The sequence below is a fragment of the Geothrix fermentans DSM 14018 genome (genome assembly GCF_000428885.1).
GTDB lineage: Bacteria > Acidobacteriota > Holophagae > Holophagales > Holophagaceae > Geothrix > Geothrix fermentans.
Window position 1 is genome coordinate 26,979 of sequence record NZ_AUAU01000010.1, and the last position, 18,861, is coordinate 45,839.

Genomic DNA, 18,861 nt, shown 5'->3' on the forward strand with positions numbered 1-18,861 from the left:
CAGGCCCGGACGGAAACGGCGGCCCGGAGCCGGGCCGCCGTTTCCCTGGTGGATACTCTGCCCTGGAATGCGGACAGGAATCACAGTCCCAGGTTCACCGTCAACGTCACCCCCGCGGTCACCGTGGCCGGCTGGACCGTGGACGTGGTCGTGGTGGTGCTGCCATCGGAGTTGAGGGTGGTCCGCACGGCCTGCACGCTGTAGGCCCCGGCCGGCACCGTGGCGAAGCCGTAGGTCTCCGTGGAGGTGCCCACCGTCGCCATGGTGCTGTCCACGATGAAGGCGAAGCTGCCCGACCCCGTGGCCAGCGTCTGGAGCAGGTTCACGACGTCGCTCTGGTGGCTGGCGGCCACGGGCGTCAGGCCGCCGGACACGCCGCCGGTGGCCGCATCCGCGGTGAAGGCCGCGTTGTAGGTGAAGACCGGGGAGGCGCCGCTGAGGGCGAAGGCGCCGCTGGCCTTGGCGTCATAGGCCTTGGGCGTGGTGGTTCCCAGCACGGGCTGGCTCACCACGTAGTAGGTGGCGCCCACGGGCAGCAGGTCCAGGGTGTAGGCGCCGGTGGCATCCGTGACGGCGCTGCGGGCGATCCGCGCATTGCCCGAGGCATCCAGGGTCTCGGCGTAGACCACCGCCCCGGCGAGACCGGCGGAGGTGGCGGCATCCGTCAGCTTGCCGGAGATGGAGCCCGTGGCCACCTTGTCGAAGGCCCAGATCGTGGGCCGCAGGATGTACTGGTTCGAGGCCCCGGCCTGCACCACCTGGATGGAGTGGGCCGCGTCGAAGTCGATCCACACGTCCTTCGTGGTGCCGGCCATCACGTCGAAGCTCACGATGAGCTTGACGCCCGACTGGAGGCCCGAGGGAACGGTGAGGGGCTGGATGCTGCCGTCCGCCAGCTTCACGGTGTTGCCCGACCCGAGGATCAGCCGCATCTGCTGGTAGCGGCCCGCCGGCAGCGTGGCCCCGGCGGCCAGCGTCTCGCTCACGCCACCGGTGAGGCTGAGCAGGTTGTAGGTCTTGTCCGGAGTGCCAAGGCTGATCCAGCCCCCGTTGCCGCTGATCTCCACGGACTGGATGTGGACGTTCACCTCCTGGTAGCCGCTGATGGGGCCGTCCACCAGGTGGACGCTCATGGCGCCAGTGCTTGAACCCGACGAGCCTCCGCAGGCCATCAGGAAGGCCAGTCCCAGGGTTGCCAGAACAACGACGGATAGGTCACGCCAACGACTCACGGTTGCCTCCTTGGGGAGATGGATTCCCGAACCATTCTTTGGCTGAAGGTCCGAAGGGCATCACCGAGTGCAAGTGGCAGAAATGGGAATGTTTGGCCGTGTGTGTGAACGTCGGTCCAGGACTGCCGGCGGGTGAATGGCTATTTTTGAGACGTTTCGCCCCCATCCAAAGGCGTAGCCGCGTTTCGGCTCTCCGACCTGATGCGCCCCAGCAGCCGCAACAAGCCATCCAGGATGGTCAGCGGATGCGGCGGGCAGCCGGGGATGAAGAGGTCCACGGGCAGCACGGACGCGGCGCCGCCGAGCTGCTCATCCTGGCGGTAGTAGGGCCCGCCGGCGATGGCGCAAGCGCCCACGGCGATGACGAGCTTGGGCCCCGGGATGGCGTCGTAGGTCTTGCGGACGGCCAGCTCCATGTTCTTCGTGACGGGTCCGCAGAGCAGCAGGCCGTCGGCGTGGCGCGGCGAGGCCACGTACTGGATGCCGAAGCGGCCCAGGTCCCAGGCCAGGGTGCCCAGCACGTTCACGTCCACCTCGCAGCCGTTGCAGCCGCCGGCACTCACGACCCGGAGCTTCAGGGAGCGGCCGAAGAGACGCTTCATCTCACCATCCAGGGCCGCCGCCAGGCGGTACTCCTCCACCGGATCCAGGCCCAGGTCCTCCCGTGTCCGGGTGGCGAGGCGGTGCTCCCGGGTGTACTCGATGGCCCCTTCGGGACAGGCTTCGACGCAGTCGGGGCAGAAGAGGCAGCGGCCGAGGTCGAGCCTGGGGCCCGTCGCGCCGAAGGTGATGGCCTCGGTAGGACAGGCCTCCGCACAGGCCCGGCAGCCCTCAGGGCAGCGCTCTGGGTGGATCTTCGGCCGCCCCCGGAACCGCTCCGGCAACGCGGGCAGCTCCTTCGGATAGGGGAAGGTCCGGTACCCCTGGCGCCAGCGCGAGAGCAGGATGTGCATCATAGGTCGTGCCCGCAGTAGGAGAGGTTGAAGCTCTTGTTGCACAGGGGGAAGTCGGAGACCTGCTCCCCCCGCAGCGCCAGGGCCAGCCCGAACCAGTTGTGGAAGGAGGGATCCACGATCTTGTAGCGGGCGAAGCGGCCCCGGGCGTCGGTCCAGGCCAGGTGGAGCACCTCGCCGCGCCAGCCCTCCGTGAGCGACACGCACAGCTGATCCGCCGCCAGGGGCGGCAGGGGCGCGGTCCTGCCCGCGGTGTCGTCCTCTCCCAGGGCGGCCAGGGCAGAGGAGAGGAAACGCGAGCTTTCGCCCAGCTCGAGCCACCGCACCCAGGCCCGCGAGTGCACGTTGCCGCTCTCGGCCTGGGAGACGGGAACGGGCCGCGTTCCGTAGGGCCCGAAGGGATGGTCCTGCCGGACATCCCGGCCCAGGCCGCAGGCCCGCGCCGCCACGCCCACCAGCCCGATCTCGCGGGCCTTGTCCGGATCCACGCGCCCCGCCGCCTCGAAGCGGATCATCACGGAGGCGGCCCCCCACAGCAGCTCCACCGCGTCCCTGGTGTCCGCCCAGGCCCGGTCCAGGCGCGGCAGCATGGCGGCGGCCCGCGCCGGCTCCAGATCCTGCCGCAGGCCGCCGGGCCGCAGCCAGTCCCGGCCCAGGCGGCTGCCGCAGCCCTCGGCGCTCAGGTTCAGCCAATCGCCGCGGATGCGGCCGCAGAAGGAGGCCGTGGGCAGGAAGCCCACATCGCCCGAGAGCGCACCAAGATCGCCCACATGGTTGGCGATGCGCTCCAGCTCCAGGGCCACGCCCCGCACGAGGTCCACGCGCTCCGGAACCTGGACGTCCGCCAGGCCTTCCAGCAGGCGGCAGTAGGCCCATGCGTGGGCGATGCTGCTGTCCCCGCAGGCCGTCTCCGCCTGCTTGAGGCTGAGGGGATGCGGCCCGCCGAGCAGGGCCTTCTCCAGGCCCCGGTGCTGGTAGCCCAGGGCGATCTCCAGGTGGAAGACCCGCTCGCCATGGCACTGGAAGCGGAAGTGGCCCGGCTCGATGACGCCCGCGTGGACGGGCCCCACGGCCACCTCATGAACCTCCTCGCCCGCCACGCGGTAGAAGTCCATGACGCCGGGAGTCGGGGTGCCGTCCCCCATCCAGGGATCCGGCGCGCCGGTCCAGGGCCGGTGGAACCGCACGGGCTTCAGCCAGGGATGGCCCTCGGGGAGGATGCCGGCCTGCTCGGCGATCTCCCGCTCGAACAGGTGCGCCTGGGGACAGTCGGGCGTGAGAGCGGGATAGCGGGGTCCGTCCAGCTTCGTGCGCAGGACGCGCAGCGCCTTCCCGGCGTCATCGGCGAGCACGGCGTACAGGCGCAGCCCGAAGTCCGCGCAGAGGCAGGCGAGGCGGTCCCCTTCCTGCACCCGCCGGAGGATGGCCTCGCGGAAATCTCGGACCGGCAGGTCGGGCACCTCCCGCAGGGGCAGGTGCTGTCCGTTGCGGAGAACCGGCAATTCGACGCTCATGGCCGCGCCTCCATCCGGGCGGACCGGACACCATCCACCGAGGCCCCGGCCTGGTCGAGCATGGACTGGAGCGGCCGGGGCAGCCAGATCCCCAGGACCAGCGCCAGGCCGAGGGCCACGATGAGGGGCGCCGTGGTGGCCGGGGCATCCTTGTAGGGCGTGCGCACCCGCTGGGCGCTGGGAGTGCCGAACACCACCTTCACCACGGTCTCGCTCATGGCCAGGAAGATGCCGCCCAGCAGCACCAGGAACACCGCGCCGCTGGCGATGTGGCCCGTACCCAGGGCCCCGGAGGCGATGCTGAACTCGCTGAGGAAGGGCGCGAAGGGCGGCATGCCCGTGATGGCCAGGAAGCCCAGGAGGAAGAGCCAGCCCGACACCGGCGTGCGGCGCAGGGCCCCGGTGACGTGCGGCAGCTGCTTGCTGGCGTAGCTCCGGTGGATGTTGCCCGCGGACAGGAACAGCACGCTCTTCACCAGAGCATTGGCCGCCAGGTGGAAGAGGGCGAACTTCGCCGCCAGGCCGCCGATGCCGATGCCGAACACGAGGATGCCCATGTGCTCCACGCTAGAGTAGGCCAGCAGCCGCTTGATGTCCGTCTGCCGGATCATGAACACCAGGGCCCAGGCCATGGAGAGCATGCCGAAGGCCACGAGCAGCTCCCGCGCGAAGGCGCCTTCGCCCGCCGCCGCCACCACGCCGTAGATCCGCAGCAGCGCCAGGAACGCGCAGCTGGTGACGCCGCCGGCCAGGAGGGCGCCCACGAGGCCCGGCGTCTCGCCGTAGGCGTCCGGCTTCCAGGTGTGCAGGGGCGCCAGGCCCATCTTGGTGCCGTAGCCCACCAGGGTGAGCACGAAGCCCGCCCGTAGCCAGGGCCGCGACAGGAGCCCCGCGTTCTCCATGAGTCGCGTGTAGCGCAGCGGCTCCTCTAAGCCGCCCATGTGGGCCGCGTAGGCGATGAACAGCGTGCCCAGCAGGGCCAGGGCGATGCCCACGGAGCCGATGACCAGGTACTTCCAGGTGGCCTCCAGGGAGCGGCGGTTGCGGTTGAAGTAGATGAGGGGGGCCGAGACCAGGGTGGTGGTCTCCATGGCCACCCAGGCGATGCCCGGGTGGCGGGCCTGAGCCAGCAGCGAGGCCAGGCCCAGGAAACCCAGGAGGCAGGTGGACAGCACGCGGTGGTCGCGATCCGGGCGCAGGGCCAGGTAGGCCGGGGCGTAGAAGGCGCAGATGCAGAACAGGATGCTGATCACCAGTAGCACCCAGCCGCCCAGGGCGTCGAGGCCGAACCAGGCGGTGGCCGGCAGGGTCCGCCACCCCGTCAGCGCCACGAGCAGCAGGCCCAGGTGGACGACGCCCACGGCCGGCAGGATCCAGGCGCGGAGGGTGGGCGAGGAGACCGCGAAGGCCAAAGCCGCGGCCAGGAGGGGGACGAGGATGAGCAGCCAGGCCATGGGTCAGTCCTTCAGCTCGGCCAGGTGCCGGGTGTCGGTGGAATCGAAGGCCACGCGGATGTGGTTGATGACAATGCCCATCACGAAGATGCCCACGAAGAGGTCCAGCAGGATGCCGGCCTCCACCAGGGCAGGCATGTCCTCCACCAGCAGGAGGCCGAAGAGGTAGATGCCGTTTTCCAGTACCAGGTAGCCCACCACCTGCGTGAGGGCCTTGCGCCGCGACACCAGCAACAGGAAGCCCGTGAACAGCGTGGCCAGCGAGGCGGGCACCATCAGCGCGTACTCCGTGCCCGGCTTGAGCGGAAGGTTGTGGGCCAGCAGCAGGCTGAGGCCCGTGCCCAGGGCGCAGAGCATGAGGGAGACGGTGTAGCCGATATAGGGGTCCACCTCGCGCTGGATGTGGACCTGCTTCAGGGCGCGGCGGAACAGGAAGGGGATGAACCAGCCCTTCACCGCCACCGCCGCGAAGGCCAGCAGGACGATGTGGAAGTGGCGGCCCAGGCCCATGGCCAGCGGCATCAGGCCCAGCAGCACGCCCTGGAGCACGGCGAACTGGATGGCCTTGCTGACGCGGCTGGTGGCCACGAGGCTGAAGTTGGACAGCATGGTGAGGGCGATGAGCAGGTCGGGCAGCATGGCTACACCAGCAGCAGCAGGAAGGCGAACCCGGTGGCCAGCACGCCGGCCACGAGGAACTGGGGCACTTTCGTCATGCGGAACCGCGCCATGGCGCTCTCCACCAGCCCCACACCCACCGCCAGACCCCCCAGGGCCAGGTAGAAGGCCAGCCAGTTCTGCCAGGCGTGCGCGGCCCGCGGCAGGGCCGGCGTCAGGATCAGCGCGCCGAGCACCAGGAGCTTGAGGCTGGCACCGTAGAGCACCAGGGCCAGGGGCCGGCCCGAGTGGTCCAGCACCATCACCTCGTGGATCATGGTGAGCTCCAGGTGCGTGTTGGGATCGTCCACCGGGATGCGCGAGTTCTCCGCCAGGTAGACGATCACCCAGCCCGCGAGGATGAGGATCAGGGGTCCCGTGAACCGCGTGGCGAGGCTGCCGGGGAAGGCCAGCATGGTGCCCAGCGAGAGGCTGGCGTTGGCCTTGGCCAGGGCCGCAAACCCCAGGAAGAGCGCCGGCTCCGCCAGCGCCGAGAAGGTGGCCTCCCGCGCCGCCCCCATGCCCTCGAAGCTGGAGCCCGTGTCCAGCGCGGAGAGGATGGTGAGGAAGCGGGCCAGGCCGAAGAGGTAGGCGAAGAGGATGACATCGCCCTCGAAGGAGACCGGCGCCGGCGTGTGGCCGAAGGGCACCAGGCAGGAGGCTGTCAGACCCGCGGCCACGCCGCCCACGGGACCCGCGAGGAACACCCAGGTGGTGGTGCGGCTGAAGACGGCGCGCTTGCGGGCGAGCTTGGCCAGGTCGTAGTAGAGCTGGAACACCGGCGGCCCCTTCCGCCCGGCCATCCGGGCCTTGGTCTTGGCGATGAGGCCCGGGAGGAGGGGCGGCAGCAGCAGGGCCGTGAGCCCATGCAGCAGGAATTGGAGCATTGTCGGAAGCAGGGATCGAACCATGTCAGGCCACCATCCAGACCAGGAGCGCAAGCAGGGTGAGCAGGACGTAGAGCAGGTAGACGGGCAGCGCCCCTCCCTGGGCCACGCGCAGGAAACCGGCGCCGCGCGCGACGAGCTGGAGGGCGGGGGCGGCCGCCCGGTCCAGAGCCGGGTCCGGCACATGGCTTTCGTACCGCGCCGGGCGGGGGAACCAGCCCGCCACCCGGGGGAGGTGCGCCACGGGCCGCAGGACCCAGCGGAGCCCCCGGACCAGGCCGTCCGCCAGGGAGGAGGCGGTGTACTGCATCCGAGCATCCGCCGCCGCATAGCCGCAGTCCCAGGTGGGCAGGTCCCCTTCCCGCGGGGTGGGCGCGGCGGGACGGAGCCAGCGCCCGAGCAGGAGGGCCAGGAGCCCCAAGATGGCGGCGGCCCAGGTGAGCATGCGGAGGGGGGCCAGCGCGGTGAGCGCCTCGCCGCCAACTGGGCTCCCCACCGGGCTCCCGCCCAGCACCCCGGCCGCCCGCCCCAGGGCCGGGGCGAAGAGGGCCGGAGCCACGCCGATGGCCAGGCAGGCCAGGGCCAGCAGGCCCATGGGCAGGAGCATGGTGCGGGGCGCTTCCGGCGCATGGTTGGCCGTCTCCGTCCGCGGCAAGCCCAGGAAGACCGCGCCGAAGGCCTTGGCGAAGCAGGCCAGGGCCAGGGCCCCGATGAGGGCGAGGGACACGAGGATGACCAGGGGCCAGCCCTGCCATCCCAGCCCGGGCTCGAGGCCCAGGCCCCGGAAGGCCCCCAGGTAGATCAGCCACTCGCTCACGAATCCGTTGAGGGGCGGCAGGCCGCAGATGGCCCAGGCCCCGGCCAGGAAGGCGGCCGACGTCCAGGGCATGGTCCGCCCCAGGCCCCCCAGGCGTTCCAGGTCCCGGGTGCCCGTGGCGTGCAGCACGGATCCCGCGGACAGGAACAGCAGACCCTTGAAGAGGCTGTGGTTCACCACGTGGAGCAGGGCTCCGGCATAGCCCAGGGCCTGCATGGCCGGATGCCCCGTGGCCTTGCCGAGGGTGCCGAGCCCCAGGCCCAGCAGGATGATCCCGATGTTCTCGATGGAGTGGTAGGCGAGCAGGCGCTTCAGGTCGTGCTGGCCCAGGGCGAAGGCCACACCGAGGATGCCGGAGAGGGCGCCCGCCGCCGCCAGCGTCCCCCCCCACCAGGGCGGCGGGTCCGGCACCCAGGACAGGAAGCGCGCGATGCCCAGGATGCCCATCTTGAGCAGCACCCCTGACATGAGCGCCGAAACGTGGCTGGGAGCGGCGGCATGGGCCGGCGGCAGCCAGAGGTGCAACGGGAACAGGCCCGCTTTGAAGCCGAAGCCCAGGAGGAACAGCGTGAAGAGGGCCGTCCCGACGCAGCTGGCCGCCAGGCCTGCGGGCAGGGCGCCGAATCCCGCCTGGCCCTGGACCCTGGCCAGCAGCGCGAAGGCTGCGAACAGCAGCAGGGTGCCCGTGTGGGTGGCGGCCAGGTAGATCCAGCCCGCCCGCCGGGTTTCGGCCTCGCGGTCCTCGGCCATCACCAGCACGAAGGCGGCGATGGCCATGCCCTCCCAGGCCAGCAGGAAGGTCAGGGCGTGAGAGGCGGCCACCAGCAGCAGCAGCGCGGCCGTCAGAAGCCCGTAGACCAGGCGCAGGAGCGGGGTGTTGCCCCGGCGGCCCTCCCAGTAGCCCAGGCCGTAGACCGCTCCGCAGACGGACAGGATCAGCACGGGGATGGCGAAGAAGGCGGCCAGGGGATCGAACACCAGGAGTCCCGGTGCGCCCAGCGCCGCCGTGCGGAGAGCGAAGGAGCCCACCTGCCCCCCGGACAGCACCGCCAGCGAGGCCCCGAGGCCCAGCGCCGCGGCCAGGCCCAGCAACCCCGCCGCCACCTCCCCGCCCCGCCGCCGCAGGAAGAGCCCCGGAATCCCGGAGACCGCCGCGGCCAGCAGGGCGAGGAAGTAGAGGCTCATCCCAGCAGCCTCCCCCTCACGAGCATCCAGACGAGAATGCCCAGGAGGGTGAGCAGCACGTAGAGCAGGTAGACCGGCAGGTGGCCCGGCTGGAGGCGGCGGAAGCGCAGGAGCCGCTCCACGAGGCGGGCCAGCCTCGGCTCCAGGAAGACCTCGCCGAAGGGTTCCCGGAAGGCCTGCCGGAAGGAGGCCGCGCCGGGGAACAGGCCCCGCAGGCGCGGCATCCGCGCCCGCAGGCCCGGCTGGACGGGAGCCCAGGCATCCGCGAAGGAGCTGCCGGTGTACTGGGCCCGGACCACGGGGGCGGCGTACCCGCAATCCCAGGTGGGCAGGTCCGCCTGGGCCGCCGCGGGAATGGCGTCCACGGGCCCGCGGAGCCAGCGGAAGCCGAGGGCCACCAGGATCAGGAGGCCCAGCTCCACGGCGGCCAGCCGGTGGAAGTCCGCGCGGAGGCCCGCGGCCAGCAGGGCCGGCGCCCCCGGCGCCAGCACGGCGATCACGCGGTCCAGCAGCGGGAGCAGCAGGAAGGCCCCCAGGCCCACCGCCAGGCAGAGCCCCGCCAGGACGGCCATGGGCAGGACCATGGAAGGGACGGGGTCATGGGCGTGGTGGGCGAGCTCGCTCCGGGGCGATCCCAGGAACAGCGTACCGAAGAACCGGGCGAAGGCCACCGCCGCCAGTCCCCCCGCCAGGGCGAGGCCCACCAGGCCCAGGGCCGCCGACCAGGGATAGCCCCGGCCCAGCGAGGCGAAAAGGCCCCGGTAGAGGAACCACTCGCTGAGGAAGGCATTGAAGGGCGGCAGGGCCGCCACCGCCAGCACCGCCGGGAAGACGGCCAGGGCCGTGCGGGGCATCTTCCGGGCCAGGCCGCCCAGCGCCTCCATGTCCCGGGTGCCGGTGGCGTGCAGCAGGGCCCCGGCTCCGTAGAAGAGGAGGCTCTTGAACAGCGCATGGTTCCAGATGTGGAAGATGGCCCCGCCGAAGCCCAGGGCCATGAGCCAGGGGTCGCGGGTGGCCCGGCCCGTCCAGCCCAGGCCCACGCCCATGGCGATGATGCCGAGGTTCTCGATGCTGGAGTAGGCCAGCAGCCGCTTGTAGTCCCGCTGGGCCAGCGCGTTCCCCACGCCGTAGAGGGCGGTGAGGGCGCCCAGGGCCAGGAGCGTCCCGCCCACGCCCCGGGGGACGTCCGGCAACAGCGTGGACACGCGGAGGATGCCGTAGATGCCCGTCTTGAGCATCACGGCCGAGAGGATGGCCGAGACATGGCTGGGGGCGCTGGCGTGCGCCGAAGGCAGCCAGAAGTGCAGGGGCAGCAGGCCGGCCTTGAAGCCGAACCCCGCCACCGCCAGCAGGAGGATCCCGCCCTCCAGCCAGGGCGAGGTGGAGGCGGGGAGCGCCGTCCACAGGAGCCCGCCGGACCGCTGGGCCAGCAGGATCACCAGGGCGGTCAGGAGCAGGGTGCCCGTGTGGGTGCAGGCCAGGTAGACCCAGCTGGCGCGGCGGACCTCCGGCTTCTCGTGCTCGGTGCCCACCAGGAAGAAGGCGGAGACGGCCATCAGCTCCCAGGCCACCAGGAACACCAGGCCGTGGCGGGCCAGGAAGAGCAGCGTCATGGCCGCCACCAGCAGGCCGTAGAAGAAGCGCAGGGAGCGGCCCGAGCCCCAGGCCAGCTGGGCCGGCCAGTAGCGCTGCCCGTAGATCAGCCCCAGTCCGCCCACCAGGTGGAGGGGCAGCAGGAAGGCCGCGGACAGGGCATCCAGCTCCAGGCGGGCCGGGAAGCCCCAGACCCGGAAGTCGAGGCCCGAGGCGGGCCCCCCGGTCAGGAGGTGGAGCGCGGCGCCCAGGGCCAGGAGGCTGCCCAGGAGACCGAGGCCCGTGGCCAGGCGCTCCGGGACGCGCGGCACGGCCGACGCCAGGGCCCCCGCGAGCCAGCACCCGGCGGACGCGAGGACCAAGGCCACATCCAGCATCTGCACGCTCCGGGTTCAGGACTCGAGCCCGGCGGCTCAGGTTTTGGCTGGGGCGCCCCGGAAAGGGGAACTCGTCATCAGATGGGCCGGGGTCGGTTGGGCCCATGCTACTCCCAACCGGGGCCCGGCTTCAAAACCGATCTGGGGCCCTCGGCGCAGGCAGGCCCGGAGGCCCCGGAAACCGGGGCATCCGGGCCTGGGCTGGACTTGCCTCAGAGCGTCAGGTTCACCGTGGCCGTGGCGCCGCCCGCCACCGTGCCGGTCTGCACCGTCGAGGTGGTCGTGGTGGTGCTGCCGTCCCCGTTCAGGGTGCTGCGGACGGCCTGCAGGCTGTAGGAGCCGGCGGGAACGGTGGTGAAGCTGTAGGTTTCCGTGGAGGTGCCCACCGTGGCCATGGTGGTGCGTACCAGGAAGAGGTGGCTCCCGGACGAGGTCGTCAGGGACTGGAACAGGTTCACCCGGTCGCTCTGGCTGCTGGTGGCCACGGGCGTGAGGCCGCCGGACACACCGCCGGTGGTGGCGTTGGCCGTGAAGGCCGCGCTGTAGGTGAACGTCGGCGTGGCCTCGCTGAGGGCGAAGCCGTCGCTGGCCTTGGCGTCATAGGCCTTCGGGGTGTCCGTGCCGGTCAGGGGCTGGCTCACCACGAAGTAGGTGGCGCCCGTGGGCAGGAGGTCCAGGGTGTAGGCGCCGTTGGCGTCCGTCACCGTGCTGCGGGCGATCCGGGCATTCCCCGAGCCGTCCAGGACCTCGGCGTACACGAGAGCCCCGGGCAGGCCCGCCGAGGTGGCGGAGTCCGTCAGCGTCCCCTGGATGGAGCCCGTGGCGAGCTTGTCGAAGGCCCAGATGGTGGGCCGCAGGAGGTACTGGCCGGACATGCCGGCCTGCACGACCTGGACCGAGTGGGCCGCGTCGAAGTCGATCCACACATCCTTCGTGGTGCCGGGTGCCACGTCGAAGTTGACGATGAGCTTGATGCCGCTCTGCATGCCCGAGGGCACCTTCAGGGGCTGCACGGAGCCGTCCGCCAGCTTCACGGTATTGTCGGAGCCGAGGACCAGCCGCATCTGGTCATAGTGGCCCGCGGGCAGGGTGGCGCCGGAGGCCAGGGTCTCGCTCACGCCGCCCACCAGGGTCAGCAGGTTGAGGGTCTTGTTGGGCGTGCCCAGGGTGATCCAGGTGCCGTTGCTGTTGATCTGCACGGACTGGATGTTGACGTTGATCTCCTGGTAGTCGGAGATGGGCCCGTCCACCAGGTGCACGTTCATGCTTCCGCTCGGGACCGTGCCCGAGCCGCCGCCGGAGCTCGATCCGCTGCAGGCCATCAGGATGGCCAGGCCGAGACCGGCCAGCGTCAGGAAGGTTGCGCGCCACTTCAGCATGTTCACCTCCGATCCCATGCCCGGGATAAAGGACATCAGGACAGCCATCATGGTCCCGGCGCATTCCTCCCGCAATTCAAAATTTTAAATTTAAGGCTAATCAAATAAAGATATAGATCTTTTGGCCTACCCTCCCTAGAACACCCTGAGCAGGGCCACGTACCCATTCACCGTCCGCACGCCGGCGATGTCGCTCTGCACACCCACGCCCAGGTCCACGCGCACGGCCGTGAACACCCAGAAGCCCGGCAGGTCCCCGGTGATGCCGACGCCGCCCATGCCGTAGGTCTTCTGGTCGTCCAGGCCCCGGGCCCGGGCGTACTCCAGGCTGAGGGAGAGGCGCAGATTCGGCCCCGTGGGGATGGCGAGGGCCGTCTTGCCGTACACGAGCCGGTCCGCTGTGATGGCATTGGCGCGGATGCCGGCGATGCGCACCGTGCCCGTGATGCCGCCCACGTCCAGGGCCTTGAAGCGGTCGAAGGCGCGTCCCGAGGCCCAGCCGGCCTCGCCGTGGAACCAGAAGCCGGGCACCACCTCCCGGTCCAGGCCCAGGCTGCCGCCCCAGCGGCGGAAGTCGCCGCCCTCGGGCACCTCCTGCGGGGCGGTGGCCAGGCCGTAGGTGCCATCAGGACGTTTGCCCCAGCCGTGGTAGGCCCGCACCTGGAAGCCGCGGAAGAGCCAGGAACCCTGGAGCGTGCCCAGGCGCGTCAGGCCCGAGGGCGGCAGCTGGTAGCCCGGCGTCCGGTACTTGCTGTCCCCCTCGCTGAAGTCGTCGTACTCGAAGTCGCCGCGGCCCTCCAGGCGGAAGCCCAGGCCCAGGTCGCGGCCCAGCTCCACGCCCAGCTTCCCGAAGCGGCGGCCCACGCCGTCCTGGTCCGACAGGCGCCCGTTCACCACCGGGCGCTCCGTGCCCTTGAGCAACAGGGCGGTGGCGTCGGCACTCACATCGAAGCTGCCCAGCCCCCGGGGGATGGCCAGGCTGGCGGTGTTGAAGAGGATGGCCGTGAGGGCGTTGAGCTGCACGCCCTTCCCGAAGGCGTTGTAGTCGAAGTAGAGGAGGCCCCCCAGGGGCGTCACGGGCGGCGTGAGGCCCGGATCCGCCAGCACCACGCCCGCCAGCGCGCGGCCGCTGCTCTTGGGCTTCTCCTCGATCTTCCGCGTGCCGTCGGCCTGCTTCGTGAAGTAGCGGGCGCCCTCCGGCGTGACCTTGAGCATGGTGGAGGCGGAGGCCCGCGCCGCCTGGCGGGCGGCCTCGAAGCCCTCGGCGTTCACCTGGAAGTCGCGATAAGTGAAGCGGCGCTGGACCTGCACCATGCCGCCGGCGCTCACCCAGCGCTCAAAGGTCTGCACGGCCACCGGGCGCCAGAGGCCGGGCGCCGCCTCGCCGTAGGTGAGGATCTCCCGCTCGCTCTTCACAGTGCCCGGCAGGTCTGTCCGCTCCCGGCGCTCCACCAGGATGCGGCCCGTGGCCTCGTCCACCTCCAGGTCGCCGGAGTAGAGCAGGGGATCGGCATCCACGGGCTCGAAGCGCAGCAGCCGCCGGCCGGGGCCCGCGGGGCCGCCGTCCCGGTACCGGTAGCGCTCGGTCATGCCCAGGGCCACGGGCAGGGACATGGACTGGCGGCTCTCGATGAGGGGCAGCTGCACCTCGCCATCGAGCTTGGCGGTGACGCCGTTGAAGCGGACGGCCTTCTGGAGCAGTTCGGGCCATTCGCCGGCCTGCTCGAAGTAGCCGAAGCTGAAGCCCAGGTCGCCGCCCCGGCCCGAGGCCCCCTGGAGGTGCAGATCCAGTTCCGCCTTGGCCTGGACGGTGCGCACTGCCGCGCGGGCCCGGAGCTGGCCGGCCCGCACCTTGGCCAGCAGGGCACCCACGTCGTAGGCCTCGGCGGCGCTCACGGCCACCTCCGTGCGCTCCTTGGGCAGGGGCACCGGCGACCAGGCGCCCTCGGCGAAGGTCCAGCGGCGCAGGGCCCCGGCCCGGTTCCGCAGGGTGAGATCCCCCAGGCCGCCCTCCACCTCCGTGAACCCCGCCGGAAGCGCCTCCGCCAGCCGGGCCCCGGGGCCCCCCGCGGGCACCACCACCCGCCCGCCGTCACCCATCAGGACCGACACCAGCGCCCCGGGGTCCGCGGGCAGCCACAGGGTCCAGGGGCGGCCCGGGAAGCTGTCCTGGGCCCGGGTGAGCTGGGTCCGCCACTGTGCCGGATCCAGGTTCAGGTCCCCGGGCACCAGGGCCCCGCCGTCCACGGCCCCCCAGGCGGTCTCATCCAGGAGAGGCGCGGCCAGGGGATCGAAGGCCACGTAGAGTTTCTGGGCCGGCGACTGGGCCTTCAGGGCCTGGGCCGCCGCCAGCAGGAGGGGCAGCCGGCCCTCGCCGGCGGGCAGCCGCAGCCGCACGGCGGGCGCGTCCCTGAGCCCCGCCACCAGGGGCGCCCAGCGCTGGCGGGCGGCCTCCACCTGGCCCGCGTCCCGGTTGTCCTTGGGCACCAGCAGGGCTCCGTCCACGGCGCGCAGGTCCAGGACCGCCGGCTCCGGCACGCCGGTCCGCAGCGGCGCGGACGGGATCTGGGCGGCCAGGGTGAGGGTGAGGACGGGCAGCGCGAAGAGTGGGCGAAGCGGCACGGGGCCTCCGGGGCACCCCCTGAGGCTATCCGGTCGAGAGGGGCGCCTCCAGACTCGCGGCCTTTTATACCAAGTGGCTTTCAGATGGATAGACTCACCACGGAGGCACTGAGGCCACGGAAAGAGCACGGAGGCCTCCGTGAAGCTCCGTCATGGGCAGGCCGAAGGCCGCTTCCGGCAAGGCCGGAAGCCACGGGAGGCGCCGGATCCGGATCCTTCTTGGGGCATCCGGGCCCGGCGCCTCCCGTGTGCCCATGCTCCGTACCTCCGTGGTGGATCCTTCATCCTTGAAAGTGAATCCGTGTTACCAGCTATCCTCAAAGCTCCCAGGTGCCCATGCGATTCACGGTCCGGCTCACCCATCCCAACGGCGACGTCCTCGTGCGGGACTTCGAGGCGGAGAGTGCCGAGGCCCTGCGCGCCCGGGTGCTGGCCGAGGGCGGCTTCCCTCTGGAGATCACCCGGACCGACACGGCCTTCCGCAGCCGCAACCAGCTGAAGGCCGAGTCCCTGGTGCTCTTCAACCAGGAGCTGCTGGCCCTGCTCAAGGCCGGCATCCCCCTCCTGCAGTCGCTGGAGCTGCTGGTGGGCCACGGCAAGGATCCGCAGCTGCGCCGGGCTCTGGCCCACGTGGTGGAGCTGGTGCGGGAGGGCATGTCCTTCTCGGACGCCCTGGAGCAGGCCGGCAGCTTCCCGGCGGTCTACCGCAGCAACGTGGTGGCCGGCGAGCGCAGCGGCACCCTGCCGGAGGTGCTGGCCCGCTGGCTCTCCTTCCAGAAGTTCGCCCAGAGCAGCCGCCGCCGCATCCTCGAGGCCCTCTTCTACCCCACCTTCCTGGTGCTGGTGCTGATCCTGGCCCTGGGCGTGATCTTCAACGTGGTGCTGCCGCGCTTCGCCGAGTTCTATGCCGGCGGCGACATCGAGATGCCCTTCTTCACCAGGCTCCTGCTGGGCATGGGCAAGGTGGTCAGCTCCACCCTCTGGCTCCAGGGCCTCGCCCTCGTGGGCCTGGCGGTGCTCGTGCGCTGGATGGCGGCCTCCGAGGCCGGGCGCAAGCTGGCGGAGCGCCTCCTCCTGATGCTGCCCAAGGTCGGCACCCTCTACCGCATGTACCACTCCAGCGTGTTCTCCCGCACGCTCGGCGTGCTGCTCTCCGGCGGCCTGCCCGTGGTGCAGGCCCTGGAGGTGGTGCAGCGCACCAGCCCCAGCGAGCGCATGAAGGGGGGCCTGGCCACAGTCACCGAGAAGGTGCGGGCCGGCAGCAGCCTGCATCTGGCCCTGGAGCAGTCGAAGATCCTCGATCCCCTGGCCGTCGAGATGGTGCGCGTGGGCGAGCAGAGCAGCGCCCTGCCCGAGATGCTGGACCACGTGGCCGACTTCTTCGACCAGGAAGTGGAGAAGGCCACCACCGCCGTCACCAGCCTCATCGGCCCCGTCCTCATCCTCTTCATGGGCGTCGTCGTCCTCGCCCTCCTGCTGGCCATCTACGTGCCCCTCTTCAACGCCAGCAGCGTCGTGAGGTAAAGCAAAAGACCTCCACGAAGGACACGAAGGGAAGCAAAGAACACAAAGGGCCCACTTAGTGCCCTTTCGTGATTCTTCGTGTTCTTCGTGGAGCTCTTTTCGCCGGAGCTACCGGTACTTCTGCTTCAGCCACCGCTGCGGATCCTGCGGCTGGGCCTGGTGGCGGATCTCGAAGCCGAGCCTCGGGCCGTCCGCGGTGTCGCCCACGGCGCCCACGGCTTCGCCGGCCTTGAGCACCTGGCCCTTGGCCACCTGCAGGCCCAGCAGGTGGGTGTAGAGGGTGAACCAGCCGCCGCCGTGCTCGAGGATCACCATGGGCCCGTAGCTCTGATAGTAGTCGGCGAAGACCACCTTGCCATCGGCCACGGCGGCCACGGGCGCGCCGCTGTCTGCGGCGATGAGCAGGCCGCTCTGCACGGTCTTGGTGTGGAAGCGCGGGTGCAGGTGCTCGCCGAAACCCAGGGCCAGGGCGCCTTCCACGGGCCGGGGCAGGCTGCCCTGGAGGGAGGTGAAGGCCACGGCGGCCTCGAAGGCCTCGCCCTTGGGCTTGTTGAGCAGGCCCGCCAGCAGGCGCTCGAGCTGGATGGCCTCCTCGGCCAGCTCCGCCTGCACCTGCTTCTGGGCGGCCTCATCCTTCTGGAGGCCGTCGAGGAAGCTGTTGAGCTTCTCTTCCTGGAGGCGCAGCGCGGCCTGGAGCTGGGCCGCCTCCCGCTCTTCGTTGGCCAGGCGCGCCAGCACCTCCTTGAGGGCCTTCTCCTTGGCGGCCAGATCGCCCTGGAGCCGGTGGATCAGGTCCAGGCGCTTGCGCTCCTGGAGGCGGGCCCAGGCCAGCATGCGGCCCCGCACCAGCCAGGCGTCGAGGTCCTTGAAGGTGGCGTAGAGCCCGAAGTCCCCCCAGGGCCCCAGGGCCTGCATCCACCGCACCTGCTTGCGGAGGTCCCCCTGGAGCTTCAGCACCTCACCCTGGATGCGGGCCTGCTCCCGGCCGATGATCTGGACCTCGCTCTGGGCCTGGTCCCGCCGCAGCCGGGCCCCGTCCACCTGGGCCCTGGCCCGGTCCCGCTGGAGGGAGATACCCTGGATCTCCACCAGCACGCCCTTGCGGCGCTTCTTCAGGGCCGCCAGCTGCTGGTCCACCTGCCCCAGGCGCCCCTGGATGGCCGCCAGCTTCTGGCGCAGCGCCGCGGGATCCTGCGCCCCCTGGGCCAGCAGGATCGCCGGGAGCAGGAGCAGTCCGAGGCCGGGACGCATCCGGTTACTTCCGCCCCCCCGCCGGCAGCAGCATGGCCAGGGCCCCCAGCACCAGCGGCCCGCCGATGGAGAGGGGCAGCGCCAGCGGCGAGAAGGGGTCCGAGGGCAGCTGGGCCATGGGCAGCAGGCGGACGAAGACCTCCAGCACCTTCACCTGGCCCGCGCTCCAGCCCAGGTCCTGGCCAAAATCCAGGAAGAAGCTCAGGCGCGGCCCCAGCTCGCGGAGCAGCAGGGTGAGCAGCAGGGCCAGGCCCGCGCTGGACTTCAGCAGGCGCGACAGCAGCACGGCCCACAGCAGCATCTGGAGGCCCAGCAGCAGGCCGTGCAGGTCCGCCCGCAGCAGCTCCGGCGGCCAGGCTTCCCCGATGAGCCGCTGGCTCAGCACCCACACGGGGATGAGGGCCACCTGGGAGAGGAAGAGGCCGTGCACAAAGCCCAGGCCCGTGCCCGCGAAGAAGCCCTTGAGCCGCTCGCCCCGGGCCGCCGCCGCCGTCCACTGGCTCACGGGCCCGAAGGCCCCCAGCAGGACCACCAGGGACACCAGCCAGTACATCACCCCCTGGAGGCTGCCCAGGGCGTAGGCCCGCAGGGAGTCCGCGCCCAGGGGCACCTGGGTGCCGAACACGATGATCTGGGAGCCGTCCGGCCCCTGCTGCCCCCGGATGCCCATGAGGACCAGCCCCGCGAAGAACAGGCAGACCAGCGTCCAGCCGATGCGCAGCTTCGAGCTTCCGAAACGGTCCATGCGAACTCCCGGGATGAACGATCATACCGGGGCCGGCGGGCCGGGCAGAGGGACCGGCCGCTTTCATCTCCGTGGATCTCCGTTCATCTCCGGCCGGTTTTTTTCTTCAGCCGGAGATGAACGGAGATAAACAGAGATGGCCTACGTGAAGGAGGCCAAGCTCTACCTCGCCGCCACCATCCGCGCCAGGTGGGCCTTCACGTCGGCCAGGCGCTCGGGCAGCACGGCCACGAAGACTGTGTCGTCGCCGGCCAGGGTGCCCACCTGCCCGGGGATGGGATCGGCGTCGAGGCTGAGGCCCAGGGCCTGGGCGAAGCCCGGCGCCGTGCGCAGCACCAGCAGGTTGGGCGGGGCCTCGGTGATGGTGATGTCCGGCAGGATCTGGGCGGCGGCCTCCACCCGGCGATAGCGGCCCTGGACCTTCTGCACCCCCAGGCGCTTGAGGCGGCGGGACAGGGTGGACTGGGTGAGGTCGTGGCCCTCGACGGACAGGCGCTCCAGCAGATCCGTCTGGTCCGCGATGGGGTGGGCCTCCAGAAGCTGGAGGATGAGCTGATCCAAATCCATGCATGAAGCCTGCATGAAAATGCATAGCATTTCAAGCCTCGGAGGCACGCATCGAACAAAAACAACGAAATATCACTTGCATCGCGATTTTGAAGCTGTGCATA

Annotated in this window: 14 protein-coding genes; 1 reads left to right on the forward strand and 13 read right to left on the reverse strand. The window is 71.0% G+C overall.

What is annotated here, in order from left to right; genetic code table 11:
- Window positions 1–80: 80 nt before the first annotated feature.
- The 10 genes from G398_RS0104405 to G398_RS0104450 all read right to left on the reverse strand — a co-directional run bounded on the left by G398_RS0104405 (window position 81) and on the right by G398_RS0104450 (window position 14,670).
- Window positions 81–1,133, reverse strand: coding sequence for a DUF4382 domain-containing protein (locus tag G398_RS0104405; protein ID WP_052571426.1), 1,053 nt, complete (start codon window positions 1,131–1,133; stop codon window positions 81–83).
- Window positions 1,134–1,372: 239 nt separating this feature from the next.
- On the reverse strand, window positions 1,373–2,188 hold the full coding sequence (locus tag G398_RS16225) for an NADH-quinone oxidoreductase subunit B family protein (protein ID WP_052571428.1): 816 nt from the start codon (window positions 2,186–2,188) through the stop codon (window positions 1,373–1,375).
- Window positions 2,185–3,699: a hydrogenase large subunit gene (locus G398_RS0104415; RefSeq protein ID WP_026852690.1), complete on the reverse strand. Its 1,515-nt coding sequence runs from the start codon at window positions 3,697–3,699 to the stop codon at window positions 2,185–2,187. Before G398_RS0104415 ends, G398_RS16225 begins: the two co-directional genes overlap by 4 nt.
- On the reverse strand, window positions 3,696–5,153 hold the full coding sequence (locus tag G398_RS0104420) for a proton-conducting transporter transmembrane domain-containing protein (protein ID WP_026852691.1): 1,458 nt from the start codon (window positions 5,151–5,153) through the stop codon (window positions 3,696–3,698). Before G398_RS0104420 ends, G398_RS0104415 begins: the two co-directional genes overlap by 4 nt.
- Before the next feature lie 3 nt (window positions 5,154–5,156).
- Window positions 5,157–5,792: a hydrogenase gene (locus G398_RS0104425; protein ID WP_026852692.1), complete on the reverse strand. Its 636-nt coding sequence runs from the start codon at window positions 5,790–5,792 to the stop codon at window positions 5,157–5,159.
- 2 nt (window positions 5,793–5,794) lie between these two features.
- The gene (locus tag G398_RS0104430) at window positions 5,795–6,697 is read right to left on the reverse strand and encodes an NADH-quinone oxidoreductase subunit H (RefSeq protein WP_026852693.1); all 903 of its coding nucleotides are present in this window, start codon (window positions 6,695–6,697) and stop codon (window positions 5,795–5,797) included.
- A gap of 25 nt (window positions 6,698–6,722) precedes the next feature.
- Window positions 6,723–8,699 (reverse strand): proton-conducting transporter transmembrane domain-containing protein, encoded by a 1,977-nt coding sequence (locus tag G398_RS0104435; protein WP_026852694.1) that lies wholly within the window; start codon window positions 8,697–8,699, stop codon window positions 6,723–6,725.
- Window positions 8,696–10,669, reverse strand: coding sequence for a proton-conducting transporter transmembrane domain-containing protein (locus tag G398_RS0104440; RefSeq protein WP_043483625.1), 1,974 nt, complete (start codon window positions 10,667–10,669; stop codon window positions 8,696–8,698). The genes G398_RS0104435 and G398_RS0104440 overlap by 4 nt, the downstream gene beginning before the upstream one ends.
- A gap of 212 nt (window positions 10,670–10,881) precedes the next feature.
- Window positions 10,882–12,048 (reverse strand): DUF4382 domain-containing protein, encoded by a 1,167-nt coding sequence (locus tag G398_RS0104445; RefSeq protein WP_169720613.1) that lies wholly within the window; start codon window positions 12,046–12,048, stop codon window positions 10,882–10,884.
- Between the two features lie 135 nt (window positions 12,049–12,183).
- Window positions 12,184–14,670 carry a hypothetical protein gene (locus G398_RS0104450; RefSeq protein WP_026852697.1) on the reverse strand — a complete coding sequence of 829 codons (2,487 nt, stop codon included), beginning with the start codon at window positions 14,668–14,670 and terminating at the stop codon, window positions 12,184–12,186.
- Window positions 14,671–15,006: 336 nt separating this feature from the next.
- Between G398_RS0104450 and G398_RS0104455 the strand changes: the two genes are divergently transcribed.
- Window positions 15,007–16,194, forward strand: a complete 1,188-nt coding sequence (locus G398_RS0104455; protein ID WP_026852698.1) for a type II secretion system F family protein — start codon at window positions 15,007–15,009, stop codon at window positions 16,192–16,194.
- Between the two features lie 108 nt (window positions 16,195–16,302).
- Here the strand turns inward: G398_RS0104455 and G398_RS19300 are convergent, their stop codons facing one another.
- From G398_RS19300 to G398_RS0104470, 3 genes are all read right to left on the reverse strand, one after another.
- Window positions 16,303–17,445, reverse strand: a complete 1,143-nt coding sequence (locus tag G398_RS19300) for a murein hydrolase activator EnvC family protein (RefSeq protein WP_026852699.1) — start codon at window positions 17,443–17,445, stop codon at window positions 16,303–16,305.
- Between the two features lie 4 nt (window positions 17,446–17,449).
- A complete protein-coding gene (locus tag G398_RS0104465) occupies window positions 17,450–18,190 on the reverse strand; it encodes a hypothetical protein (protein WP_026852700.1) in 741 nt (246 codons plus the stop codon).
- A 162-nt stretch (window positions 18,191–18,352) separates the two neighbouring features.
- The gene (locus G398_RS0104470; RefSeq protein WP_026852701.1) at window positions 18,353–18,757 is read right to left on the reverse strand and encodes an arginine repressor; all 405 of its coding nucleotides are present in this window, start codon (window positions 18,755–18,757) and stop codon (window positions 18,353–18,355) included.
- Window positions 18,758–18,861: the final 104 nt, after the last annotated feature.